Origin of the sequence: Olsenella sp. An293 (assembly GCF_002159495.1) — a bacterium.
Lineage (GTDB): Bacteria > Actinomycetota > Coriobacteriia > Coriobacteriales > Atopobiaceae > Thermophilibacter.
In genome coordinates, this window is sequence record NZ_NFIT01000001.1 from 61,925 (window position 1) to 83,525 (window position 21,601).

A 21,601-nucleotide genomic window follows, 5' to 3' on the forward strand; every position below is an offset into this window, starting at 1 on the left:
AAGAGATAGGAGACGCAAGGCCCATGACCGAGAAGAACGTCGAGACTGGCGCGAGGGCGGGCGGGTTCCACTACGCCTACGCCATCGTCGCGTCCTGCATAGCGATAACGTTTCTCCCCTGCGCGCTCGTGCTGTCGTGCGCCGGCATCTTCTTCACGCCGGTCTCGCAGTACTTTGGGGTGGCGACCGCGGAGTTCACGCTGTACTTCTCGGTGCTCAACATCGCCCAGATGCTCACCCTGCCCGTGGCCGGCAAGCTCCTCTCGCGCCTCGACGCGCGGGCGGTGCTCTCCGCGGCCGTGGTGCTGTGCGCCCTCGGCCTCGCGGGCATGAGCCAGTGCCAGGCCATGTGGCAGTTCTACGTCTGCGGCGCGGTCCTGGGCGTAGGCGTGTGCCCGCTGATCTACCTCTCCGTGCCCACGCTCGTGAACGCCTGGTGCGTCAAGCGCGTCGGCTTCTTCGTGGGCCTGTGCATGGCGTTCACCGGCATCGGCGGCGTGGTCTTCAACCCCGTGGGCACGGCGCTGATCAACTCCGGCGCCGAGGGCTGGCGCACCGCCTACCTGGTCTTCGCCGCGATCGTGGCGGTGGGTACGCTGCCGTTCACGCTGCTCGTGGTGCGCAGCCGGCCCGAGGACAAGGGCCTTGCCCCCTACGGCGCCGGCGAGGCGGCCGCGGGCGACGGCGCGAAGGCCGAGCTCTCCGGCGTGCCCGCGGAGCGCGCCATGCGCATGCCGGCGTTCTTTGCCCTCGCTGCCTTCTGCGGCGTGATCACGCTCAACCAGACCATCTACCAGTTCCTTGCCGGCTACGCCCAGTCCTTCGCCGACACCATGCCCGCCATCGCCGCCGCCTCCGGCATCGTGGCGAGCGCCGCGATGGGCGGCCAGGCCGTGGGCAAGGTCGTGCTCGGCGCCGTGAACGACCGCTCCGTGCACGCCGGCGTGGTGCTGGGCATCGGGGCGGGCGTTGCCGGCATCACGCTCATGTGGCTCTTCCCGGGCGCGCTCGCGCTGCTGCTCGTGGGCTCCTTCCTCTTTGGCGTGGTCTACGCGATGACCACCGTGCAGACGCCGCTGCTCGTGCGCACCGTCTTCGGCAGCGCCGACTACACCAACATCTACTCGCGCGTCTCGATGGTGGGCTCGCTCATGAGCGCCGTCGCCGCCGTGCTCTGGGGCCTGGTCGTGGACTCCGCGGGCGGCTACCCGCTGATGTTTGTCCTTGGCTACGGCTGCATGGCCGTGTGCCTCGTGCTCGCGCTCTTCTCGCTCAAGGCGAGGCCGCACGTGGCGTAACCGCCGAGCAGCTCGCACGTCCTCTCCCGCCCCGGGCGCCCCCTCACGCCCGGGGCGCTCTTGTGCCGCGCCTGCGCGGCGCCGGCAGCCCGCGCGTGATCACCGCACGGAAGTCCGGGCTGTCGACGTCGGCAGTGGGACACGGGCACAGGTGACAGGTGCCCTCCCACTCCGCGACGTCGGCGTGGTGCCAGGCGATGCCGCGGTCCCGCTCGGCAAAGTCGGCGGCGGCGCGCCAGCTCGGCAGGTCCGCCTTGGTGAAGGCGTGGCGGTGGTGCCCCGTGAAGAAGCGCTCGAAGGGCAGGCCCTCCATCTTGTCGAGGGTCGCGCGCCACGCGGAGATGGGCAGAGACTCCTCGAAGCACAGGCACATGATCGGCGTCACGGCGTCTCCGGAGAGCAGCACCCCGAGCTCCGGGCAGAGGTATCCCATCGAGCCCGTGGTGTGCCCCGGAAGCGCCACGCAGCGCAGGGTGAGCCCGCCCAGGTCGAGCTCGTCGCCCTCCGCCACGTGCGTCACGCGCGGTCGGGCGCGCTCGGAGATCGCCCACGGGGCGTCGGCCAGGCGCGGGTCGGCGGCGACGCCGGCGGCGCGGTGCTCCGCGGCGAAGCGCTCCGTCTCGTCCCAGTGGCCGTCCTCCTCCGCCGGCATCATGACCTCGTCGAAGCGATACGCGCCGCCCACGTGGTCGGGATGGCGATGGGTGAGCAGGACGCGAGGCGTCCGGCCTCCCGCGAGCCCCTCGGCGACGGAGCGCACGTCGCCGAGGCCGAGCATGGTGTCGACGAGCGCCGCCTCCCGCTCCCCCACCACGAGGTGCGCGAGAAAGCCCATCGGGTCGGCGAGGCGCCAGAGCCCGGGCTCGACCAGCTCTGAGGTGATGAGTCCGTCCACGGCTTCTCCCTTCGGACGGCGGGCAAAGGTCGAGGCGCCTTTGGCCCATGAGAAAAGACCCGCCGGCGCGGGGCGCGGGCGGGCCGTTGCGTTCGGCGCGGGGCAAGAAGAGCTTAGTGCATGTCGGGCGCGGGGTCGTTCATGAGGTTGCGGGCGATCTTCTCGGCCGGCTGGGCCCACAGCAGGGAGACGACGTAGCCCACGATCCAGCACTGGAAGAAGCTGCCGAGCAGCGCCATCGGGAACATCGAGATGGGCATGCCCTGCATGACGTTGGCGTTGACGAAGGTGAGGATGACGGCGTTCACCACGACGTAGACGGTGTTCACGACGATGTTGAGCACCAGGCCAAACTTGATGCCGTCGGTGGGCTTGAGGCCGAAGGCGCCGGCAAAGGCAAAGCCCCACTTCTCGGCCGGGATGAACCAGCCGATGAAGAAGGAGATGACGTAGGCCATGACGATGTTGATGGCGGCGGTGGACAGGAAGGCCGGCATGAAGGCCTCCTCGGGGACGCCGGCGGAGCTGATGCCGATGTAGCTCGCGACGAGCGAGATGCACACGGCGATGGGGATGTTGGTCAGAAGGACCTTCACAAGCTTGGTCGAGTTCTTCATGGGCATGGCAGTCACCTCTCCGTTGATAGCCGCCCGACGCGGCATGCGCGTCGGAGCCCGGACCCCGTGCCCGGGCCTGTAACCCTTCGTGAAGACAGTATGGAGAGGGCGAGACGGCCGCCCAATGGATGCAAAACACAAAAGGCGGCGGGACAGCGGCCGTTCGTTGTGCCGATGCACAGGGAACGGCGGGGGCGCTACTGCGCGAGGACGACGGCCGTCGCCACGCCGCGCTCGTTGGTGATGGAGACGAGCAGCTCAGAGACGCCTGCCTCGGCGAGCACCGGCGCGAGCGGCCCGTCGAGCGTGACGTGCGGGCAGCCGCTCTCGTCCTCGAGGGTCTCCACGCGGCGAAAGTCGAAGCCCTCCGCGGTGTGACGCGCGAGGGCCTTGAAGACGGCCTCCTTGACGGCGAACTTGCCTGCCAGGCAGGCGGCGGCGTCGTGGCGCGAGAAGGCCTGGGCGCGCTCGGCCTCGGTGAAGGTGCGCCGCGCGAAGGCGCCGCGCTCGTCGGCGACGAGCCGCGCCATCTCCTCGATGTCGACCGAGTCTATGCCGATTCCCCTGACCATGCTGGGCCTCCCCGACGCTCGCTTCACCCGAGCATGTTGCGGGCGGAGAACTCGGCCTGCACGGTGGCGAGCATGAGCTCCACGTCGTCGAGGCCGAGGTGTCGCTCGGACTCGCCGGGCTTGAGCGTGCCGCGGCGCAGCGCCCAGCTCTCGAGCGAGGCGGGGCGCATCTCGTGCGGCAGCGTGCGCGTCTCGGGGTCCACTCGACGGCAGATGTCGCGCGTGTCGATGGGCACCACGCGCCCCGCCTTGCGGGCCTCGGCGTAGCCGTCGATGTGCAGCATGAACCAGGAGTCCTCGAAGGCGGCGTTGTGCGCCATGAACGGGTAGGCGGTGAGCGCGGCGAGCAGCGCCCTCTGCACCTGGGCGTCCTCGCGGAAGGGGCGCCTCCCCTCGAGGTCGGACCACTCGATCTTGTGGATGTCCGCCAGCGGCACCCCCTTCTCGGCGTACATATCGGGCAGGCCGAAGTAGCCGGAGAACGGATCGTGGGGCTTGGCGTCCGGCCCCACGGTCATGAACTCGAGGCCCACGTTGATGATGTAGCCGCGCGCGGGGTCGCGGTCGGTGGTCTCGATGTCGATGCCCACGACCATGCCGGAGACCGGGGCGTCCACCCAGGCCACGTTGAGGTCGCGCGCGTCCGGGCCGGAGAGTGCCGTGACCTTGGCGTCGGTGCGGTGCTGCAGCACCGCCACGGCGTGGATCAAATCGGCGTTGGAGAGGCCGCGCGCGAGGCTCGATGCGGAGACGTCGCGCAGCTTCTCGATGCCAAAGCGGTCGCAGACGTCGCGGTTGCGGTCGGCGAGCGAGCGCACGAGGTCATACGAGAACGGCTCGCGGCCCGCCGGCGCCTCGGCCCACGCGGAGCGCAGGACGCCCAGGGCCTCCTCGTTTCGGGCGCGCTCCGCGGAGAGGGAGGCGTCGTCCGTGAGAAAGCCCGGGAAGACGAAGGCGCTCGCGCACTCTATGGCTTGGCTGAGGTCCACCTGTCCCCGCTCTCGTCGACGTGAAAAGGGGTCGCCGGGCATGCCCGACGACCCACTAGGCTAGCACGTCGCGCGCCTCGCCCCGTCGTGGAAAAGGGACTGTCCCGTTTCCACACTACTCGGCGAAGAAGACGCGCCCGTCGTTTCTGGGCTTGGCCTCCGGCGTCTCGGCCGGGTAGCCCAGGATGCAGTGGCCGATGCCCTCGTAGTCGCCCTCGACGCCCAGCTCGGCGAGGATGGCCTTGCCCTCCGGCGTGTCGAACTCCTCGCGGGCGCGATGGATCCAGCAGCTGCCGAGCCCGAGCGCGTGCGCCGCGAGCATGAGGTTGCCCATGACGAGGCTGCCGTCGTAGACGCGGTTTGCCTGGTCGCACGGGGCGAGCACCACGAGCACGACCGGCGCGCCGTAGAACGGGTCGCGGCTGGGGTCGCCGATGACCTCGGCGTTCATGGCCGAGAGACGGTCGCGCAGCGCGCGATCGGTGACGGCGACGACGATGGGACCCTGGCGGTTCATGCCGCTCGCCGCCCACAGTCCCGCCTCGACGACCTGGTCGATCAGCTCGCGGGACGGCACCTCGTCGGTGTAGGCGCGGACGCTGCGACGCTCCTTCATGGCCTGGATGACCTCGTTCATGGCTCCCCCTTCTCCGTATGGGACAGATCTCCGGGGTGTCCGCCCCACGTGCTGTCCGTCATCTCGGTTATGCCCCATCCTCGGGGTACCCCATTCGCGGGGACGACCCCGCCGGGAGAGAGCCCGCCCGAGACGCTCGCCCATCGAGCCTTCAAACCTATGCCGTATCATAAGCCGTTTGTAAGCTCAATGTTCGAGAAGGATCGTCATGCCCGCATCTCTTGCCGTCTGCCCGCTCCTCGCCCTCGCGCTGCTCGCCGGGGGCGCGTTTTTCCTCGTCCGCCACGAGGCCGCGCACGAGCGGCGGCCGCGCGGCGCGAGCCTGTGCTGGCTTTCCGCCCCCGCCCTCGCGCTCCTCTTTGCCGCCGTCTGGTGCCTGCTCGGCCTCTATCGGGGCGGCGTCGGCGAGCTTTTGGCCCTCGACGCCGCGGCGCTCGTCGCCGGCGCGGCGGCGCTCTTCCGCGACCGTCTGCTCGCCCTGCTCGACGGCACCCCCCACCCCCGCGCCGCGCGCCTGGGGCTCTCGGCCGCGGCGCTGCTCGTCTGCGCCTACCTCGGCCACCTCGCGCTCGAGCTCCCGTACAACTTCGTCGCCCTCGCCTTTGAGATCGAGCCCTTCTACGTGCTCCTCGAGACCGCGCTGATCGCGGGCATCCTGCTCTTCTTGCTGCTGCTGTTCCAGCGCAGCGGCGCGGGCCTCGCCCTCGGCGTGACGACGCTTTGGGTCGCCGGCCTCGCCCAGTTCTTCGTCAAGGAGTTCAAGGGGACCGCCATCCTGCCGAGCGACCTGCTCGCCCTCGGCACCGCGGCGACGGTCAGCGGCGGCTACGTCTACGAGATCGACGGCCCCGTCCTTCTGGGGCTTTGCTGCGTCATGCTCGCCTGCGCCGTCGCGACGCTGTCCGTGACCCCGAGCCCCCGGCCGGGAAGGACCCGCGCCTTCCTGGTCCGCGCCCACGTCGCCGGCGCGCTCGTGGCGCTCGTGGCGCTGGGCGGCTGCATGGGGGTGCCGAGCTACGAGAAGCTCTTCGGCATGAAGCCGAACTACTGGAACATCCTCAGCAACTACTGCCGCCGCGGCATGCTCACCACCTTCGTCACCCTCGTCCAGAACATGAGGATCGAGGTCCCCGAGGGCTACGACGACGCCTCCGCGGCCGAGCTCGAGGCGTCATACGCCCAGACCTATGACGAGGCCCGCGGCTCCTCCGAGGCGAGGACGGCCGCCGAGGCGCAGTTCTCCGAGGTGAGGCCCTCGGTGATCTGCATCATGGACGAGGCCTTCTCCGACCTCTCCATCTACGAGGGCAAGGCCTGGGGCTACGAGGGCCCGAGCTTCTACAGCAACGTCTCGGCAGCCCTCATGCGCGGCTCGGCCGCGACCTCGGTGCTCGGCGCGGGCACCTGCAACTCCGAGTTCGAGCTGCTCACCGGCGTGGCCGTGCCCTACGTGGGCGACGGCAAGTACCCCTACCAGCTCTACGACCTCAGCGAGTCCCCGAGCCTCGCCAAGCAGTTCTCCGAGCTCGGCTACGAGACCACCGCCATGCACCCCAACAACCCCAACAACTGGAACCGCAGCGTGATCTACGAGCAGCTCGGGTTCGACCGCTTCCTGAGCTTTGAGGACTTCCCGCACCAGCCCGCACTGCACAACGGGGTGACCGACGGCGTCACCTATGACAAGATCCTCGAGATCCTGGGGAGCAGCGACGAGCCGCAGTTCATCTTCGACGTGACCATGCAGAACCACGGCGGCTACGAGAACGACGACATCCCCGAGGAGCTCTACGTCGACCGCCCCGTCGACGGCCTCGACGAGTCCTACCAGGCGCAGCTCAACGAGTACCTCTCCTGCATCGCGCAGTCCGACCGCGACCTCCAGAAGTTTCTCGCCACGCTCTGGAACCTCGACCGCCCCGTGGTGGTGGTCTTCTTTGGCGACCACCAGCCCTCCTTCGCCTCGGAGCTCAACGACCTCATCTACGCCGACGAGGACCCCGAGTCGCCCGAGCATATCGCCCGGACCTACCAGACGACCTATCTCATCTGGGCGAACTACGACGTCCTCGGCAACGACCAGGTCTCCCAGACGCTGGACGCCGGCGTCTCGACCCTCGGCGCGATGATGGCCGAGGCCATCGGCGCCCCGCTCACCGACTTCCAGAAGGCCCAGCTCGTGGCCACCGAGACCATGCCCATCCTGCACTCCGTGGGCGTCCACACGACAGACGGCTCGCTCATTCCCATCGACGACGTCGACGCGCTCCCCGAGGCCTATGACGACCTCGCGCGCATCACCTACCTCGAGTTCGCAAGCAACCTGGAGTAGCGCGCCGCGCGGCGCGAGAAAGAGGTCCCCATGACCCCCCTGATCGCAATCCCGCTCTTCTCGCTCGCCCTGCTCGTCGCGGGCGCCGTCGTCGTCGCGCGACGCCTCCGCGGGCGCGAGGGACGCCTGGGAGAGCAGCTCGCTCGATCGATCGCGTGGCTGGTCGTGCCCGTCGCCGCGCTGCTCGCCGCCTGCTACTGGTGCGCGACGGGGCTCTACCTCGGTAGCTCCCGAGGGCTGATCGTCCTGAGCGCCGCGTCGCTCGCCGCCGGCGCCGTGTCGCTCTCCCGCGGCCGCGTCATGGAGTGGGTCGACGCCCTGGGGCGGCGCAGCCCCGAGGCGGCCGGCCCCGTGCGCGCCCTCATGGCCCTCGTCGCCGTGCTCGCCTGCACCGTGCTCGGGTTTCTTGCCATGGAGCTGCCCTACAACGTGGGGACGCTCTCCGTGGCCCTCGGCTTTGCCGCCATCGAGATGAGCCTCATCCTCGGCGCCCTGCTCGTCCTGTTCTTCCTCTTCCAGCGCCACGGGGCGGGCCTTGCCCTGGGCGTCGGCCTCTGCTGGGTCATCGGCCTCGCGCAGTACTTCATCGCCAACTTCAAGGCCTCGGCCATCCTGCCCAACGACCTCTTCGTCCTGCAGACGGCCGCGGCCGTGAGCGGCAGCTACGTGTACTCGGTCAACGGCATGGTCCTGACGGGCCTGTGCTGCGTGGTGATCGCCTCCGCAATCTGCTCGCTGGTCGCCGCGACGCGCGCCGAGACGAGCCAGAGCCTGGTGAGAAGGACCGTCGTCAACCTCGCGTGCGCCCTCGCGGCCCTCACCGCGCTCTGGGCCGGCGTCACGATCCCCAACTACTTCGACGACCTCGGCGTGGGGATGGAGTACTGGTACTCGCTCGACTACTACAAGCGCCAGGGCTTCCTCACCACCTTCGTCGCCGTGGCGCAGGACCTCCCGATCGAGGTGCCCGAGGGCTACACGGACGCCGCGGCGGCCGAGACCGAGGCGTCCTACGTCGCCGCCTACGACGAGGGCGCCGGCGTCGAGGCGGGACGCACCGCGGCCGAGGAGCAGTTCGAGGAGCTGCGCCCCACCGTCATCTGCATCATGAACGAGACCTTCTCGGACATCTCCGTCTTTGACGGCGAGAGCTGGGGCTACGCCGGCCCGGAGCGCTTCAACTCCCGCGACGACGCCATCTTGGGTGGCGGCGTCTCGGTCTCCGTGCTCGGTGGCGGGACCTGCAACTCCGAGTTCGAGTTCCTCACGGGCGTGCCGCTGGCCTACGTGGGGGACGGCAAGTACCCCTACTCCCTCTACGACCTCTCGAGCGCCCCGAGCCTCGCCCGCCAGTTCTCCGAGCTCGGCTACAAGACCACGGCGCTGCACCCCAACTACGCGACCAACTGGAACCGCGACCGCGTCTACTCCATGCTCGGGTTCGACGAGTTCCTCTCGATCGAGGACTTCGAGGGGTCCGAGTGGTTCCACAGCGGCGTCTCGGACGCCGAGACCTACGACAAGGTCCTCGAGCTGCTCGAGCAAAGCGACGAGCCCCAGTTCGTCTTCGACGTGACCATGCAGAACCACTCCCCCTACGACCAGTGCAACCTCGGGGAGGTCCCGCAGTACAGCGTCGAGGGCCTGAGCCCCTACGACAACATGCGCGTCTCGGAGTACCTTGCCTGCATCGAGGAGTCCGACCGCGCCCTCGACGAGTTCCTCGCGGAGCTCGAGCAGCTCGACCGCCCCGTGGTGGTCCTGTTCTTCGGCGACCACCAGCCGGCGCTCTCCTCGATCCTCAACAACACGATCTACGCCGGCGAGCAGACGCTCGAGCACAGCCAGCGCACCCACGAGACGCGGTATCTCGTCTGGGCGAACTACGACGTCGCCGGCTCGACGAACGGCGAGAAGTGCGACACGAGCGTCTGCTACCTCGCCGCCCTGCTCGCCGAGAAGATCGGCGTGCCGCTCACCGACTACCAGAAGACGCAGCTCGTCGCACGCGAGGAGCTGCCCTCGATCAGCCTCATCGCCACCAAGCTCGCCGACGGCAGCGCGCTGCCCGCCGGGACGGACGCCTCGAGCCTCCCCGCCTCCTACCTCGACCTCTCGTACGTCGCGTACCTCGAGTTCGCGAGCAAGCTCAAGTAGGTCAGGCGGGAGTGCGCAAGGCCCATGCTCGAGCCCATCCCTCAGATCGCCGCGCTCGCACTGAGCGCGCTCGTCGCCGCCGCGGTCCTCGTGCCGCGGCGCAGGCTCGCACGCGCGAGGCCCGCCCATCTGCCCGACCTTCTCTGGCTCCTGCCGGCGGTGAGTGCGCTCTCCGCCGTGCTGGCCTGGTGCGGGGGCGGGCTCTACGAGAGCGCCTCCGACCCGCTCGCGCTCGCGCTGCTGTGCCTCGCGGCGCTGCTCGAGGGCGCCTGCGCCCTGCTGCGCAGGCAGGCCCTCGACGCCCTTGACGCCCTCCCGGGGGCGGACCGCCCCGCTCGGACGCGCCGGGAGGCCATACGCGCGGGCATCGCGCTCGTCGCGCTGCTCGGGTCCTGCGCGCTCGCGTGGCTCTCGCTCGAGCTCCCCTGGAACCCCGACCTCCTCCAGATCGACCCGTCCTTCTCGACCTTCGAGGTCCTTCTCGTCCTGGGGGCGCTCGCCTTCCTCTACTTTTTCTGCCAGCGACGGGGCGCGGGCATGGCCGTGGGCGTGGTCGCGCTCTCGCTCGTGGGCCTGGCGCAGTTCTTTGTCACGCGCTTCAAGTCCGCCTCGATCATGCCCGCCGACCTTCTCGCCCTCGGGACCGCCGCCGAGGTCAGCGGCGGCTACGCCTTCTCCGTGGACAGCTCCGTCGTCCTGGGCCTCGCCTGCGCGCTCGTGGCCGTGGGGCTCTGCGCGTTTGTCGCCCCCTCCCGCCCCTCCACGCCCGACGGCGCCTTTGGCAACGTCATGGGCAACGCCCTCGCCGCGCTCGCGGTCGCGAGCCTGCTTTGGTCGGGCGTGACCGCCGACCCGGGCAAGACGCTCGGGGTGGAGGTCGACTACTGGGACTCCGTCGGCTCCTACCGCGAGCACGGGTTTCTCCCCTCCTTCGTGAAGGTCGCGCAGGACCTGTCCATCGACCGCCCCGAGGGCTACTCCGACGCCGAAGCCGCCGAGCTCGAGGCGCGCTACGCCGCCGCCTACGACGAGGACGCCGAGAAGGGCGGTCGGCGCGAGGCCGCCACGCGTTAGTTCAACGAGGAGCGCCCGAGCATCGTCTGCGTCATGGACGAGTCCTTCGCCGATCTCTCCTTCCTGGACGGGCTCGGCGTGGGCTACGAGGGGCCGGAGTTCTACGCCAGCTGGCCGGGCGCCGCGCTGCGCGGGGACCTCGCGGTCTCGGTCCAGGGCGGCGGGACCTGCAACACCGAGTTCGAGTTCCTCACGGGGGTATCCCTCGCCTTTGTGGGCGGGGGCAGCTACCCCTACACGCTCTACGACCTCTCCGACGCCCCGAGCCTCCCCCGCCAGCTCGCGTCTCTTGGCTATAAGACGACGGCCATCCATCCGGGCAAGGCGACCAACTGGAACCGGGCAAGCGTCTACGAGGAGCTCGGCTTCGACGAGTTCATCGACGTCGAGGACTTTGCGGGGGCGCGGCAGGTCCACGGCACCATCGCCGACGGCACGGCCTTCGACCGGACGCTCGAGGTGCTCGAGGAGGGCGAGGGCCCGCAGTTCGTCTTCTGCCTCACGATCCAGAACCACGGCAGCTACCTGCAGGCCAACGTCGACGAGGCGCTGCGCCCCGGCTACTCCGTCGAGGGGCTCACGTCAAACCAGGTCTTCGCGCTCAACGAGTACCTCGCCTGCGTGAGCTCGACAGACCGCGACCTCGAGCGCTTCGTGGGGCAGCTCGCCGAGCTCGACGAGCCGGTGGTCCTGGTCTTCTTTGGCGACCACCAGCCCAACATCACGCCCAGGCTCGTGGACGCCCTCTATCCCGGGGCGGACCGTCTCGAGAACGCGCTGAGGGCCCATCAGTCCACCTACGCGGTGTGGGCGAACTACCCGCTCGCGTCGGCTGCGGAGGACGACGGCGCACAGGCCGCCGGCGTCTGGGACGACGCGAGCCCCGCCTACCTCGCCGCGATGGTCCTCGACGCCATCGGCGCGCCGCTCACCGACTTCCAGAAGGTCCAGCTCGTCGCACGAGACGAGCTGCCGGCGATAAGCACCGTCGGGGCGCTCCTCGCGGACGGCGGCTGGGTCGCCGACGCGACCGCGTCCCCTCGCGCGGCGGGCGCCTACGAGGACCTCGCGACCATCACCTATCTCGAGTTCGCCCGGGCGGTCGAGTAGCGCGGGCGGGCTCGGGACGGCTACGCTGAGCCCGGGCTTGGCGTATACGAAAACAGCTCAGAGCGAACATGCTCTGAGCTGCGAGAATTTGGTGGGCGCTACAAGATTTGAACTTGTGACCTCTTCCGTGTCAGGGAAGCGCTCTCCCCCTGAGCTAAGCGCCCTTATATTGTTCCCGCTGCGTTGGGGACCGCAGCGCGAGGGATATATTAGCAAGGATCGACCCAAGAGCGCAAGCCCCATTTTGGACTTTTTTCTGGAGCCCGGGGCGAGGCGCTCTACTTCCCCTTCTCGGGGCCCGGCGCCTCGTCGGCCTCGGCGGCGGCCTTCTTCGCGGCGGCGGCAGCCTTGCCGGCGGCGATCCGCGCCTCGACGTCCGAGGCGCCCGCGGGCCTCTTGCCGGCGCCCGCCGCCCCGGCCTTCTTCTTGGCGCCCGGCTTCACGGTAACGCCGCCGCGCGCTGCCCCGCGCTTCTTGCCGCCCGAGCCCTTGCCGGTCACGAAGCCCCGCACGCGCTTCCAGACGCGCTTGGCGCGGCGGTTGATGGACTCGCCGCTCGTGGAGCGCAGTCCCATGCACGGCGCGGCGATGATCACGGGCAGCAGATACTCGATCGCGCGCCAGATGACAAAGCCCGCGGTGAGGTGCACGCCGTACATGTCCTGGAAGAGGTAGGCAAAGCCCACCTCGGCGCCGCCCGCGCCGCCCGGCAGCGGCACCGCGTTGACGAGCAGCTCGAGCATGGAGCCGCTCGCCAGGCACACGAGGAAGTCCGCCGGCTCGCCGAAGGAGCGCAGCACGAAGTACGGCAGCGCGTACATGCAGCCCAGCTGCAGCAGCGTCACGCCCATCGTGGCAAGCATCTCGGGCACGTTCGCCGCCGCGCGCTTGAAGGCGCGGGAGAACTCCATGACCTGGGTGTTGACGACGTCATAGTACTTCTCGTACTTGTCGTCCTTGAGCCACTTGCGGCGGTTGGCGAAGCGCAACGCCCAGTTGCCGATGGCCATGACCGGCTTGGGCAGCAGGCACAGCGCCACGAACCCCGCCACCTGCACGACCTTGAAGCCAAAGAGAAAAAGGCCTATCAGCGTGACGTCGCCGAAGGTCTCGTAGAAGTAGCTGCCGCAGAAGACGAGCATGATCGCGGCGAAGACGCCCTCGCCGGTCTCGTAGATGATGGTGCGCGTGAAGTTGAGGGCGCTCGCCGCGCCGGCCGACATGCCCGCGCGCGTGAGGCGGAAGATCTGGGCCGGAGGGGCGCCGGCGCTGTTGGGCGTGAGGCGCATGAAGAAGACGCCCGACGCCTCGACGCTCATGAGGTCGCGGATGCCCACCGGGCAGTCCGGGTCGGCCGCGACGGAGAGCACGTAGGCGAGGATGCCAAAGACGTAGTAGAACAGGAAGCAGATGACGCCCGCCACGATCCAGCTCATGTCCACGCCGGCGAGCGACGACACGAACTCGTCGACCTGACCGGTGAAGACGAGGTAGAGCGCATAGGCGACGGCGACGAAGCCTAGGAAGATGACGGTCTTGCGGACCTGTCCCATGGACTTCTTGTCCGCCGCGCTGTCCTCGGCGGAGACCGAGCGCACGGCGGAGACCTTCAGGGCGACCTTCTTGGGCGCCTTGGCCTGAGCTTTGGTGTCCTGATCTTCCTGACCTGCTGTCACGCGCGCTCCAGTTGACGTGCCGACAAGAACCGTCCCTCCAGTGTAGCGCCCCGGGGGCTCCCCGGGTGCCGCGGGACGGCGACGGGGCCGAGTCTCCGGCTATTCTCCCTCTCTCCAGCCCTTGCCCACGTCAACCCAGCCGCGCGCTCCCGAGGCGAGCTCGAGCTCGTCGCAGGTGAGCTCGACGGCGGAGTTGGAGCTGCCCGCCGCGGGCCAGACCGTCTCGAAGCGGCGCAGGGACTCGTCGAGGTAGACGTTCACGCCCTCGTTGACGCCGAAGGGGCAGACGCCGCCCACGGCATGTCCCACGAGCTCCGCGGCCTGCTCGGCGGTGAGCATCTTGGCCTTGGTGTGGAAGGTCGCCTTGAACGCCTGGTTGTTAACGCGGGCGTCGCCGGCGAAGAGGATGAGCGTGGGCGTCTCCCCGACCATGAAGCTGAGCGTCTTGGCGATGCGCGCGGGCTCCACGCCCACCGCCGCCGCGGCGAGCTCCACCGTGGCGCTCGAGACGTCGAACTCGCGGACCCTCTCGGCCAGGCCGAACCGCGCGAGGTGCGCGCGGGCGCGCTCTATGGACATGGCTCCCCCCCCCCTCCGAGCATGTGTCACATGTCCCATTTGGGGACATGTGACACGCTCACCGCACGATGCCGCCGCCGAGGCAGCGAATGCCATCGTAGAGCACCGCAGACTGCCCGGGGGCCACGCGGCGGACGGGTTCGTCAAAGCGCAACACGGGGCCGCCCTCGGCAAGCTCGAGGTGAGTCTCGCGCAGCTCGCCGGTGTGCCGGGTCCTCACGAGGTAGCGTCCCGGCTCCGGCGGCTCGCCGGAGATCCAGCGCGCGTCCTCGAGCGAGACCTCGCGCGTGAGAAGCGCCGGGCTGTCGTGGTCCGCCGTGACGTACACGACGTTTGCGTCCACGTCGGTCGACACCACGTAGCGGGCGGGGCCGCCGCCGAGGTCGAGCCCCTTGCGCTGCCCCACCGTGAAGAGAAACGCCCCGTCATGGCGGCCGAGCACCCTCCCGGTCTCCCACTCCACGACGTCGCCGGCGCGGCGCTCGAGGGCGTCGAGCAGAAAGGTTCGGATGCCGACCGGCCCCACGAAGCAGATGCCGTCAGAGTCCGGCTTGCCCTCCACGCCAAGGCCCCGCTCGGCGCACATGCGCCGGACCTCGGCCTTGTTCGCCACCTCGCCCACGGGCAGCAGCGCCCGGGAGAGCGCCTCCTCGTCCACGCGCCACAAAAAGTAGGTCTGGTCCTTGTGCTCGTCGAGGGCGCGCAGAAGGATCGTGCGACCGTCCTTTGCGCGCGCCACGCGGCCGTAGTGGCCCGTCGCCACGAAGTCGGCCCCCTCGGCGAGGGCCCGGTCGAGGAAGGTCCCGAACTTGATCGTCTGGTTGCACATGACGTCGGGGTTGGGCGTGCGGCCGTGCGCGTAGGCGTCCACGAGGTAGTCCACGACCGTCGCCTGGTACTCGGCCTCGCAGTCCCAGACCTCGAGGTCGATCCCGAGCGTCACGGCCACGCGCTCGGCGTCGGCCAGGTCGTCCGCCCACGGGCAGCGAAAGCCGGGCAGGTCGCGCGACCAGTTGCGCATGTAGACGGCTGTGACGTCATAGCCCTGCTCCAGCAGCAGCGCGCAGGCGAGCGCGGAGTCCACCCCGCCCGAGAGGCCGCAGAAGACGCGCGCGCCGCGACGGGTGCCCCGGGTCACCTCGCACACCGCCCGTTTTGGGGGCCAAAGCCCGGCTCGTTTTGGGCGTCGTGCGAGGTCGCCCCGCGCCACCCCTCCAGCAGCGCCGCCACGCGGGACGCCTGGGCGGCGTCGTCGAGCCCGAGACGCGCCGCCTCGGCGCGCACGGCCTCCCCGATCGCCGCGGCGGCGTAGTCGACGTCCCGCTCGGTCGTGGGGCGCCCCAGCGTGAGACGCAGGCTCCCCTCGGCGAGCGGGCGCGGCATGCCGATGGCCTCGAGCACGTGGCTCACGCGCATGCGGCTCGCCGCGCAGGCCGAGCCCGTGCCCGCCGAGACCCCCGCGCGCTCGAGCGCGATCACGAGCCGCCGCGCCTCGATGCCCGCGAACGACACGTGCAAAAGGCCCGGCAGCCGGCGCTTGGGGTTGCGCGGCCCCGAGACCACCGCCCAGCCCACGCGCTCGTGGATGCCGGTGCGCAGGCGCTCACGCAGCGCAGCGAGGCGGCGGGTCTCCTCGGAACGACGCTCGCAGGCGAGCTCCAGCGCCCGGGCAAACCCCACGATGCCCGCGACGTTCTCCGTGCCTGAGCGCACGCCGCCCTCCTGCCCGCCGCCATAGACGAGCGGGCGCAGCCGCACGTCGTCGGAGGCCCAGAGCAGGCCCACCTGCTTGGGGCCGTAGATCTTGGCGGCGGAGAGCGTGAGCAGGTCCACGCCCAGCGAGCTCACGTTCACCGAGAGGGCGCCCGCAGCCTGGGAGGCGTCCGTGTGCAGGTAGATGGGCACGCCCTCCCCCGCCTCGAGGCGACGCGCCCGCTCGGCAGCGACCACGCGCGCGACCTCACGCACGGGCTGGACGCAGCCGATCTCGCCGTTGGCGAGCTCGATCGAGACGAGCTCGGTCTCGGGCCGGATCGCGCGGGCAACGGCGGAGGGGTCCACCAGGCCGTCGGCGCCCACGCGCACCGTGCGCCGGGCGTGCGTCCCCGCGCAGGCGAGCACGCTCTCGTGCTCGATCGCGTCGACGACCACGTGGCCCTCGACGGCGGCGAAGGCGAGGTTGTTGGCCTCCGTCGCGCCGGCCGTGAAGACGAGGTTGTCAGGCCGGGCGCCGATGAGGCGGGCTATGGAGCCGCGGGCGCGCTCGACGTCGTCGCGGGCCTCGCGGGCGCGCGCGTAGGGCGCGGAGGGGTTCCAGAACCGCTCCGTCAGATAGGGCAGCATCGCGGCGGCGACCTCCGGGTCCACCGGCGTCGCGGCGGCATAGTCGAGGTATACCTCTCGCTTCGGCGCGGCCATGCTCACACCTCGTCCTTCTTCGGCCCGTCCCCGACCTCGTCGAGGATGATGTCGCCGTTCTCGTCGACCTTGTCGCGGGCGTCCCCGATCTTGAGGTTCTCGAAGCGCCCGGCGATGAACTCGTCGGAATAGTTGGTGTCGACCCACTGCTCGAAGGCGTTGGCCGGGGGCACGCCCGCGTCGCGCTCCGCCTTGCGGTCAAAGCACACGAGCGTCATCACGACGTCGGCCACGAGGTAGATCGCCACGAGCGTGACGAAGACGGCCTGGCGGCGCGTGGTGGGCATGCCAATCTGATAGAGCAGGCGCGGCATGACGGCGCGGCTCCACGTGAGGCCGAGAAGCCCCCAGAAGGCCAAAAACCGCCACGCCACCCACTGGGTGATGTGGTCGGGCAGGTGCAGGTAGGTCCACGACTCCGCGTCGAAGAAGGTGGACATGGACCAGCCGGTGAGCTGCTCGAGCACGCCCCCCCACCACAGCGGAGACGACAAACACCTGCCAGGCGCGCGCCCCGCGGCCGCGCAGAAAGAAGCTCAGCAGCGTGAGCAGCACCGCGCCCAGGCCGTAGAGGGGCGAGAAGGGCCCCCACACCAGGCCCACGCGGTTTTCGGTGAGGCCAGCCGTGGCGAGCATCCAGACCTCCTCGATGAGCAGGCCCGCCATGGACCCCAGGAAGAAGATGATGACGATCTGGTACCAGCCGAGGTGAAGGTGGTCGAGGTACTCGTCGACCGCGGCGGCGGAGGCGCGCCAGCGGGCGAACAGGCGGGAGAGCCCGCGGGCGCGACCGGCCCGGGCGAGCTCGCGCTCGAGGGCGTCCTCGGACTCCTCCAGGGCCGCCTCGGCGCGCTCGACGTCGTCCTCGTCGAGCTGGTCGCCCCGAGAGAGCCACTCCCAGAAGTAGACCACGACGCGGACGAACCCCTGGATCACCGCAAAGAGAAAGACGACGAAGATGAGCGAGAGAAACATGTGCCTCCAGGCTGCCGGCAAACGCTCGGGTCCAACGGACCTCAGGATAACAAAAAGGGCCGGTCAATGACCGGCCCTGGGCTCTCATGGAGCGGGCTACGGGGTTCGAACCCGCGACCTCCACCTTGGCAAGGTGGCGCGCTACCAACTGCGCTAAGCCCGCGACGCAAGGAGATATACTACGCGAGGTCCTTCTCGATTGCAAGGGCTTTTTTCTCCCACCCGGGACGTGACGGCCCGCGCGGGAGGACGTGCCATCGAAAAGGGCGCCCCGGAGGGCGCCCGTCAGGTCTTGGAGGCGAAGCCCGGATTCGAACCGGGGGTCAGGGCTTTGCAGGCCCGTGCCTTACCACTTGGCCACTTCGCCGTATGAAAAAGGCCGAACGTATCCGGCCTGAGCTCGCATGGAGCGGGCTACGGGGTTCGAACCCGCGACCTCCACCTTGGCAAGGTGGCGCGCTACCAACTGCGCTAAGCCCGCAAGTGCGAGGAATATAATACGGTCCGCCGTGGCTCCGCGCAAGCGCGATGTTGGGCAGTCATGGAGGAAATGTGAAGGGCCCTATGCGCGCAGGTCCGCAGCTGCGGAAACGGCCGACGCGTCGTCGAAGAGCTTCACGAGGCGCACCACCGTGCCCTCGCCGGCGCTCTTGTGGGCGATGCTCACCGAGTCGGCGAGCAGCCGCATGAGGCGGATGCCCCTGCCCCGCTCCGAGAAGGGCCCCGCCTCGGGGGGCTCCTCGTCGTCGGGCAGCTCGAAGCCCTCGCCGCAGTCGGCGACGTCGATGGTGACGCGGTCGGGATAGGCGGCGACCGTGGCCAGCACGCCGCCCCCGCAGGTGTGGTCGACCGCGTTTCCCAGCGCCTCCCCGGAGGCGAGCGTCATGTCGAAGACCTCGTCGGGGGTGAAGGGAAGCGAGGAGAGCAGCTCGCCCACGCGCTCGCGGGCCTCCCTCAGCGAGGCGGGCTCGACGCGAAACGTCGTGCGCCACTCGGGCAGGACCGAGGGGTCGAGCGCGACGACGGCGCGCCGCTCCCCCGCTCGCGAGACGGGCATGTAGTCGAAGACCCTCATGCGGCGCAGCGCCTGATAGGCCTGGGGCGAGACGTTCATGAGCGAGAGCAGCCCGCCGGCGCCGCGCATGCGGCGCAGCTCGGTCAGGATGAGGCCCATCCCCGCGGAGTCGACGTAGCGCGCCCCCGCCATGTTGAGGAAGATGCGCCGACAGCCGCCCGAGACCAGCCGGTCGATGCGTCTGCGCAGGGCGGGCACCGTCCGCACGTCGAGGTCGCCCTCGACCGTCACCAGGGCTATGTTGACCATGTCAGGCATGGTGATGTTATTCCCCAAACCGGGCGGGCTCTAACGCCCGGGACGGCCTCAATCGCCGCGCGAGGCCGTCAGCCCCGCATGCGCGGCGCCCTTCTCGCCCGGGCCCGCGCCGACCCCTCCCGGAAGGCCGTCGAAGCGCAGCGCCATCATGGCGACGTCGTCCTCGAGGCTGTGGCCCGTGAAGTCGTCGAGCGTCGAGAGCAGCCGTCCCACGAAGCCCTCGAAGGGCTTGCCGTCGGCGGACTCGCGCATCACCATGTCGCGCAGCCCCTCCTCGCCGAAGAAGGCGCCCGAGGGGTCGCGCGCCTCCGTCGTGCCGTCGGTGTAGAGCAAGAGCACGTCGCCAGGGTCAAAGCTCACGACGCCGTCCTGGTAGGAGATGTCGTGGAAGGCGCCCACGACGCCCGACTGGACGTCCAGGATGGAGATCTCCTGGGCGTCGGAGCGGATGAACAGCGCCGGGGGATGGCCCGCCGAGCAGTAGCGCATGGTGCCCGTCGCCAGGTCGATGATGCCCACGAACAGCGTCGCGAACGTCTCGAGGCGCGAGAAGCCCAGAAGGAAGTCGTTGAGCGAGCGCACCATGCGCGCGGGCGCCAGGCCCTCCCAGGCATAGGCTCCCAGCGCCGTCTTGACGGCGGCCGAGACCGACGCGGCCTCCACCCCCTTGCCCGAGACGTCCCCCATGATCACGCAGGCGCGGTGGTCCGGCAGGCGGATGAGGTCGTAGAAGTCCCCGCCCACCGAGGCCGCCTTGGTCGCCGAGGAGTAGACCGCCTGGGCGGTGAGCCCCTCGACCTTCTGGAGCTCGTTTCTCATACCCGTCTGGAGCGCCTGGGAGATGCGCTTCTCCTGCTCGCGCGCCACCGCGCCTCGGGCGATGTCGCGCACGTCGACGGCGAGCTCGCGCAGAAACTCGAGTTCCAGCTCGTCGAAGGGCTCGGCGCCGTCCGGTCGCAGCGCCATGCCGCAGAGACGGTTGCCCTCGAGCGCGCCGAAGTCGATGACGGCGCCCAGACACGGCTCGCCGAGGTCGCGCAGATAGGTGTTCAACGGCGAGTCTGGCACGATGGGCGCGACCGCCACGCCGTCGACCAGGTACGAGGCGACGAAGTCGTCAAGGTCCAGCGGCAGCTCCCGCGTCCCCGTGAGCGGCAGGTCGGCCACGACGATGCGCTGCGAGGCGTTCACGCGCATGCGGACGACCGCCGCCTCGAGCTCGTCTCCCACCTCGGCGAGGACGTCGAAGAAGCGCGCGGCGGCGCCCTCGTCCCCGTCGCCGACGTAGGAGAGCAGCTCCTCGCGGACGTCCGTGGCAAGCGCCGCGAGGCGGTCCGCCCTCTGGGCCCGGAAGGTGGTGAAGGCGCCGGCGAGCTGCACGGAGAGATAGTGCGCCACGGAGTCGAGCAGGCGCGCGTCCTCCTTGGCCACAGGGCGCAGGCGCCTCCAGCCCACCTCGATGATCGCGATGACCTGCCCGCCAAACCACACCGGCACGGGGATGAAGCTCGTGAACGGCGGCAGCAGGGCGCTCTTCATGCGCAGCACCTCGTGCGTGTCCTCGTTGACGACCTCGCGCGTGGTGAGCCTGCCTTGCCTCAGGGCGTCCCCGGTTGGCGGGCACACCCTCAGGCGCACCGCCCTCCCCTCGCGGATGGCGAGCCGCTCGACGCTGCGGCCAAAGGGCATGAAGCGCGCGATCTTCTCGCCCGCCAGCCCGCTCGAGACGCCGCGCAGGTGAAAGCCGTCCGACTCGGCGAGGTAGACGATCGTGCCGTCCGCCTCCATGGTCTGCGTGAGCTCCTCGAGCACGCGCTCGAACAGGTCCGCGATGTCGGTGGAGTCGATGGTGTCGAGCACGATCTTGAGCGTGCCGGAGAGGCGATGGTTGGCGCGGCGCAGGTCGTCGAGGGCGCGCTCGCCCTCGCGCCCCGCGCGGGCGTCCTCGTCGGCGGCGAGGGCCACGAGCAGGTAGGTCTCCCCGGGGGCGTTCACGGCGTCGCAGCGCACGCGCACGGAGACGAGGCGCCCCGAGGCGCCCGCGCAGTCCACGAGCGCCATCGAGCCGTCCAGGGGAAAGGTGAGGTCCGCCGGGTCGAAGGGGGCCACGAGGGGGTCGGGCTCGTCGGAGGCGGGGAAGAGCAGCCGCACGTCCGCGCCCACCTGGCCGCGCTCCGGGCCGAAGAGCTCCGCCGCCTCGTCGTTGACGAGAAGGACGCGGCCCGCCCCGTCGAAGACGAGGACGGCCTCGCAGGTGAGCTGAAGGAGCCGCGAGAGCGTTCCGACGAGGCTCCCCTCGCCGATGCCCTCGACGCGGCGAACGCTGAGTGCCGACCTCGTCATGCGCGCCCCCTGTCGAGATACGAAAAGCGGGTCCCCGAGGGGACCCGCGTTCTTTCGTGGTGTCGGAGGCGGGACTTGAACCCGCACGACCTTTTAGTCAGTCACTAGCACCTCAAGCTAGCGCGTCTGCCAATTCCGCCACTCCGACGTGCACTGCGCTTTCGCGCAAGGAGTAGTATGCACTACCGCGCGGCGCGGCGCAAGTCCCAATTTCAAAAACTTTGGAGCCGCCGCCGTGACTGCCCGGTGAAAAATAAAGCGGCCCCGAGGGGCCGCCGGCAACGCCTGTGGGACTTCCCTAGCCGAGGGTGCCCGTGGGGAAGGTCAGCGCCATCACGAGCACACAGACGATGAAGACCGTGGAGGTGATCACCGTGAGGCGGTTGAGGTTCTTCTCGAGCACGCCCGAGCCGGTGCCGGAGTTGTAGAGGGACGAGGCGATCATGTCGGAGACGCCGGTGCCCTTGCCGGAGTGCATGAGGACGAGGATGACGGTGAGCGCGCCGGACAGGAACAGCAGGACCGTCAGGATGATGTTGAGCGGGTTCACGGGATGAGCTCCTTCTGGGGACAGATGCATAACAGCTTGCTATGGT

At 69.8% G+C, this 21,601-nt stretch carries 18 protein-coding genes, 5 tRNA genes and 1 pseudogene; 5 read left to right on the forward strand and 19 right to left on the reverse strand.

What is annotated here, in order from left to right; translation table 11 throughout:
* Positions 1-23: 23 nt before the first annotated feature.
* Positions 24-1,298 (forward strand): MFS transporter, encoded by a 1,275-nt coding sequence (locus tag B5F85_RS00290; protein WP_087313269.1) that lies wholly within the window; start codon positions 24-26, stop codon positions 1,296-1,298.
* A gap of 43 nt (positions 1,299-1,341) precedes the next feature.
* Here B5F85_RS00290 and B5F85_RS00295 read toward each other — a convergent pair whose 3' ends face one another.
* The 5 genes from B5F85_RS00295 to B5F85_RS00315 form a co-directional block, all read right to left on the reverse strand.
* Positions 1,342-2,193 carry an MBL fold metallo-hydrolase gene (locus B5F85_RS00295; protein WP_087313271.1) on the reverse strand — a complete coding sequence of 284 codons (852 nt, stop codon included), beginning with the start codon at positions 2,191-2,193 and terminating at the stop codon, positions 1,342-1,344.
* Positions 2,194-2,306: 113 nt separating this feature from the next.
* Positions 2,307-2,816 (reverse strand): hypothetical protein, encoded by a 510-nt coding sequence (locus B5F85_RS00300; protein ID WP_087313273.1) that lies wholly within the window; start codon positions 2,814-2,816, stop codon positions 2,307-2,309.
* A gap of 191 nt (positions 2,817-3,007) precedes the next feature.
* Positions 3,008-3,382, reverse strand: coding sequence for a holo-ACP synthase (gene acpS / locus B5F85_RS00305; protein WP_087313275.1), 375 nt, complete (start codon positions 3,380-3,382; stop codon positions 3,008-3,010).
* 23 nt (positions 3,383-3,405) lie between these two features.
* Positions 3,406-4,371, reverse strand: a complete 966-nt coding sequence (locus B5F85_RS00310) for a DNA polymerase III subunit epsilon (RefSeq protein ID WP_087313277.1) — start codon at positions 4,369-4,371, stop codon at positions 3,406-3,408.
* A gap of 115 nt (positions 4,372-4,486) precedes the next feature.
* Positions 4,487-5,008 carry a nitroreductase gene (locus B5F85_RS00315; protein WP_087313279.1) on the reverse strand — a complete coding sequence of 174 codons (522 nt, stop codon included), beginning with the start codon at positions 5,006-5,008 and terminating at the stop codon, positions 4,487-4,489.
* 208 nt (positions 5,009-5,216) lie between these two features.
* Between B5F85_RS00315 and B5F85_RS00320 the strand changes: the two genes are divergently transcribed.
* From B5F85_RS00320 to B5F85_RS00335, 4 genes are read left to right on the forward strand one after another with little or no spacing between them, the layout of a single operon-like run.
* Positions 5,217-7,340, forward strand: coding sequence for an LTA synthase family protein (locus B5F85_RS00320; protein ID WP_087313281.1), 2,124 nt, complete (start codon positions 5,217-5,219; stop codon positions 7,338-7,340).
* A 30-nt stretch (positions 7,341-7,370) separates the two neighbouring features.
* Complete coding sequence (locus tag B5F85_RS00325; RefSeq protein ID WP_087313283.1) at positions 7,371-9,497, forward strand: LTA synthase family protein; 2,127 nt, start codon at positions 7,371-7,373, stop codon at positions 9,495-9,497.
* A 24-nt stretch (positions 9,498-9,521) separates the two neighbouring features.
* Positions 9,522-10,571, forward strand: a complete 1,050-nt coding sequence (locus tag B5F85_RS00330; protein WP_087313284.1) for a hypothetical protein — start codon at positions 9,522-9,524, stop codon at positions 10,569-10,571.
* A gap of 33 nt (positions 10,572-10,604) precedes the next feature.
* The gene (locus B5F85_RS00335; RefSeq protein ID WP_087313286.1) at positions 10,605-11,681 is read left to right on the forward strand and encodes an LTA synthase family protein; all 1,077 of its coding nucleotides are present in this window, start codon (positions 10,605-10,607) and stop codon (positions 11,679-11,681) included.
* 89 nt (positions 11,682-11,770) lie between these two features.
* Here B5F85_RS00335 and B5F85_RS00340 read toward each other — a convergent pair.
* The 14 genes and pseudogenes from B5F85_RS00340 to secG form a co-directional block, all read right to left on the reverse strand.
* Positions 11,771-11,845: transfer RNA gene (locus tag B5F85_RS00340), tRNA-Val, on the reverse strand.
* A 114-nt stretch (positions 11,846-11,959) separates the two neighbouring features.
* Positions 11,960-13,357: a lysylphosphatidylglycerol synthase transmembrane domain-containing protein gene (locus B5F85_RS00345; RefSeq protein ID WP_239386547.1), complete on the reverse strand. Its 1,398-nt coding sequence runs from the start codon at positions 13,355-13,357 to the stop codon at positions 11,960-11,962.
* Between the two features lie 99 nt (positions 13,358-13,456).
* A complete protein-coding gene (locus B5F85_RS00350) occupies positions 13,457-13,936 on the reverse strand; it encodes a YbaK/EbsC family protein (protein ID WP_087313288.1) in 480 nt (159 codons plus the stop codon).
* A gap of 58 nt (positions 13,937-13,994) precedes the next feature.
* A complete protein-coding gene (mnmA, locus tag B5F85_RS00355; RefSeq protein ID WP_087313588.1) occupies positions 13,995-15,074 on the reverse strand; it encodes a tRNA 2-thiouridine(34) synthase MnmA in 1,080 nt (359 codons plus the stop codon).
* Positions 15,071-16,354, reverse strand: a complete 1,284-nt coding sequence (locus tag B5F85_RS00360) for a cysteine desulfurase family protein (protein WP_087313290.1) — start codon at positions 16,352-16,354, stop codon at positions 15,071-15,073. The genes mnmA and B5F85_RS00360 overlap by 4 nt, the downstream gene beginning before the upstream one ends.
* A 2-nt stretch (positions 16,355-16,356) precedes the next feature.
* Positions 16,357-16,821: a putative ABC transporter permease gene (locus B5F85_RS10820; RefSeq protein WP_239386549.1), complete on the reverse strand. Its 465-nt coding sequence runs from the start codon at positions 16,819-16,821 to the stop codon at positions 16,357-16,359.
* Between the two features lie 64 nt (positions 16,822-16,885).
* A pseudogene (locus tag B5F85_RS10965) lies at positions 16,886-17,329 on the reverse strand (hypothetical protein); the annotation flags it as partial.
* A gap of 87 nt (positions 17,330-17,416) precedes the next feature.
* Positions 17,417-17,492 (reverse strand) — tRNA-Gly (locus B5F85_RS00370).
* 130 nt (positions 17,493-17,622) lie between these two features.
* Positions 17,623-17,696 (reverse strand) — tRNA-Cys (locus B5F85_RS00375).
* A gap of 38 nt (positions 17,697-17,734) precedes the next feature.
* A tRNA-Gly gene (locus tag B5F85_RS00380) sits at positions 17,735-17,810 on the reverse strand.
* An 81-nt stretch (positions 17,811-17,891) separates the two neighbouring features.
* Positions 17,892-18,662 (reverse strand): anti-sigma factor antagonist, encoded by a 771-nt coding sequence (locus B5F85_RS00385; RefSeq protein ID WP_087313292.1) that lies wholly within the window; start codon positions 18,660-18,662, stop codon positions 17,892-17,894.
* A gap of 48 nt (positions 18,663-18,710) precedes the next feature.
* Entirely contained in the window at positions 18,711-21,005 is a 2,295-nt protein-coding gene (locus tag B5F85_RS00390) for a SpoIIE family protein phosphatase (protein ID WP_087313293.1), read from the reverse strand.
* 57 nt (positions 21,006-21,062) lie between these two features.
* A tRNA-Leu gene (locus B5F85_RS00395) sits at positions 21,063-21,153 on the reverse strand.
* Between the two features lie 150 nt (positions 21,154-21,303).
* Positions 21,304-21,555 (reverse strand): preprotein translocase subunit SecG, encoded by a 252-nt coding sequence (gene secG, locus B5F85_RS00400; protein ID WP_087313295.1) that lies wholly within the window; start codon positions 21,553-21,555, stop codon positions 21,304-21,306.
* Between the last annotated feature and the right edge of the window lie 46 nt (positions 21,556-21,601).

Excerpts from the sequence above, each read along its gene's own strand:
- B5F85_RS00360 (WP_087313290.1), bottom strand. The coding sequence starts at position 16,354 with ATGGCCGCGCCGAAGCGAGAGGTATACCTCGACTATGCCGCCGCGACG.
- B5F85_RS00330 (WP_087313284.1), top strand. The coding sequence starts at position 9,522 with ATGCTCGAGCCCATCCCTCAGATCGCCGCGCTCGCACTGAGCGCGCTC.
- B5F85_RS00390 (WP_087313293.1), bottom strand. The coding sequence starts at position 21,005 with ATGACGAGGTCGGCACTCAGCGTTCGCCGCGTCGAGGGCATCGGCGAG.
- B5F85_RS00300 (WP_087313273.1), bottom strand. The coding sequence starts at position 2,816 with ATGCCCATGAAGAACTCGACCAAGCTTGTGAAGGTCCTTCTGACCAAC.
- B5F85_RS00290 (WP_087313269.1), top strand. The coding sequence starts at position 24 with ATGACCGAGAAGAACGTCGAGACTGGCGCGAGGGCGGGCGGGTTCCAC.
- B5F85_RS00325 (WP_087313283.1), top strand. The coding sequence starts at position 7,371 with ATGACCCCCCTGATCGCAATCCCGCTCTTCTCGCTCGCCCTGCTCGTC.
- B5F85_RS00335 (WP_087313286.1), top strand. The coding sequence starts at position 10,605 with ATGGACGAGTCCTTCGCCGATCTCTCCTTCCTGGACGGGCTCGGCGTG.
- B5F85_RS00315 (WP_087313279.1), bottom strand. The coding sequence starts at position 5,008 with ATGAACGAGGTCATCCAGGCCATGAAGGAGCGTCGCAGCGTCCGCGCC.
- B5F85_RS00350 (WP_087313288.1), bottom strand. The coding sequence starts at position 13,936 with ATGTCCATAGAGCGCGCCCGCGCGCACCTCGCGCGGTTCGGCCTGGCC.
- B5F85_RS00385 (WP_087313292.1), bottom strand. The coding sequence starts at position 18,662 with ATGCCTGACATGGTCAACATAGCCCTGGTGACGGTCGAGGGCGACCTC.
- acpS (WP_087313275.1), bottom strand. The coding sequence starts at position 3,382 with ATGGTCAGGGGAATCGGCATAGACTCGGTCGACATCGAGGAGATGGCG.
- B5F85_RS00320 (WP_087313281.1), top strand. The coding sequence starts at position 5,217 with ATGCCCGCATCTCTTGCCGTCTGCCCGCTCCTCGCCCTCGCGCTGCTC.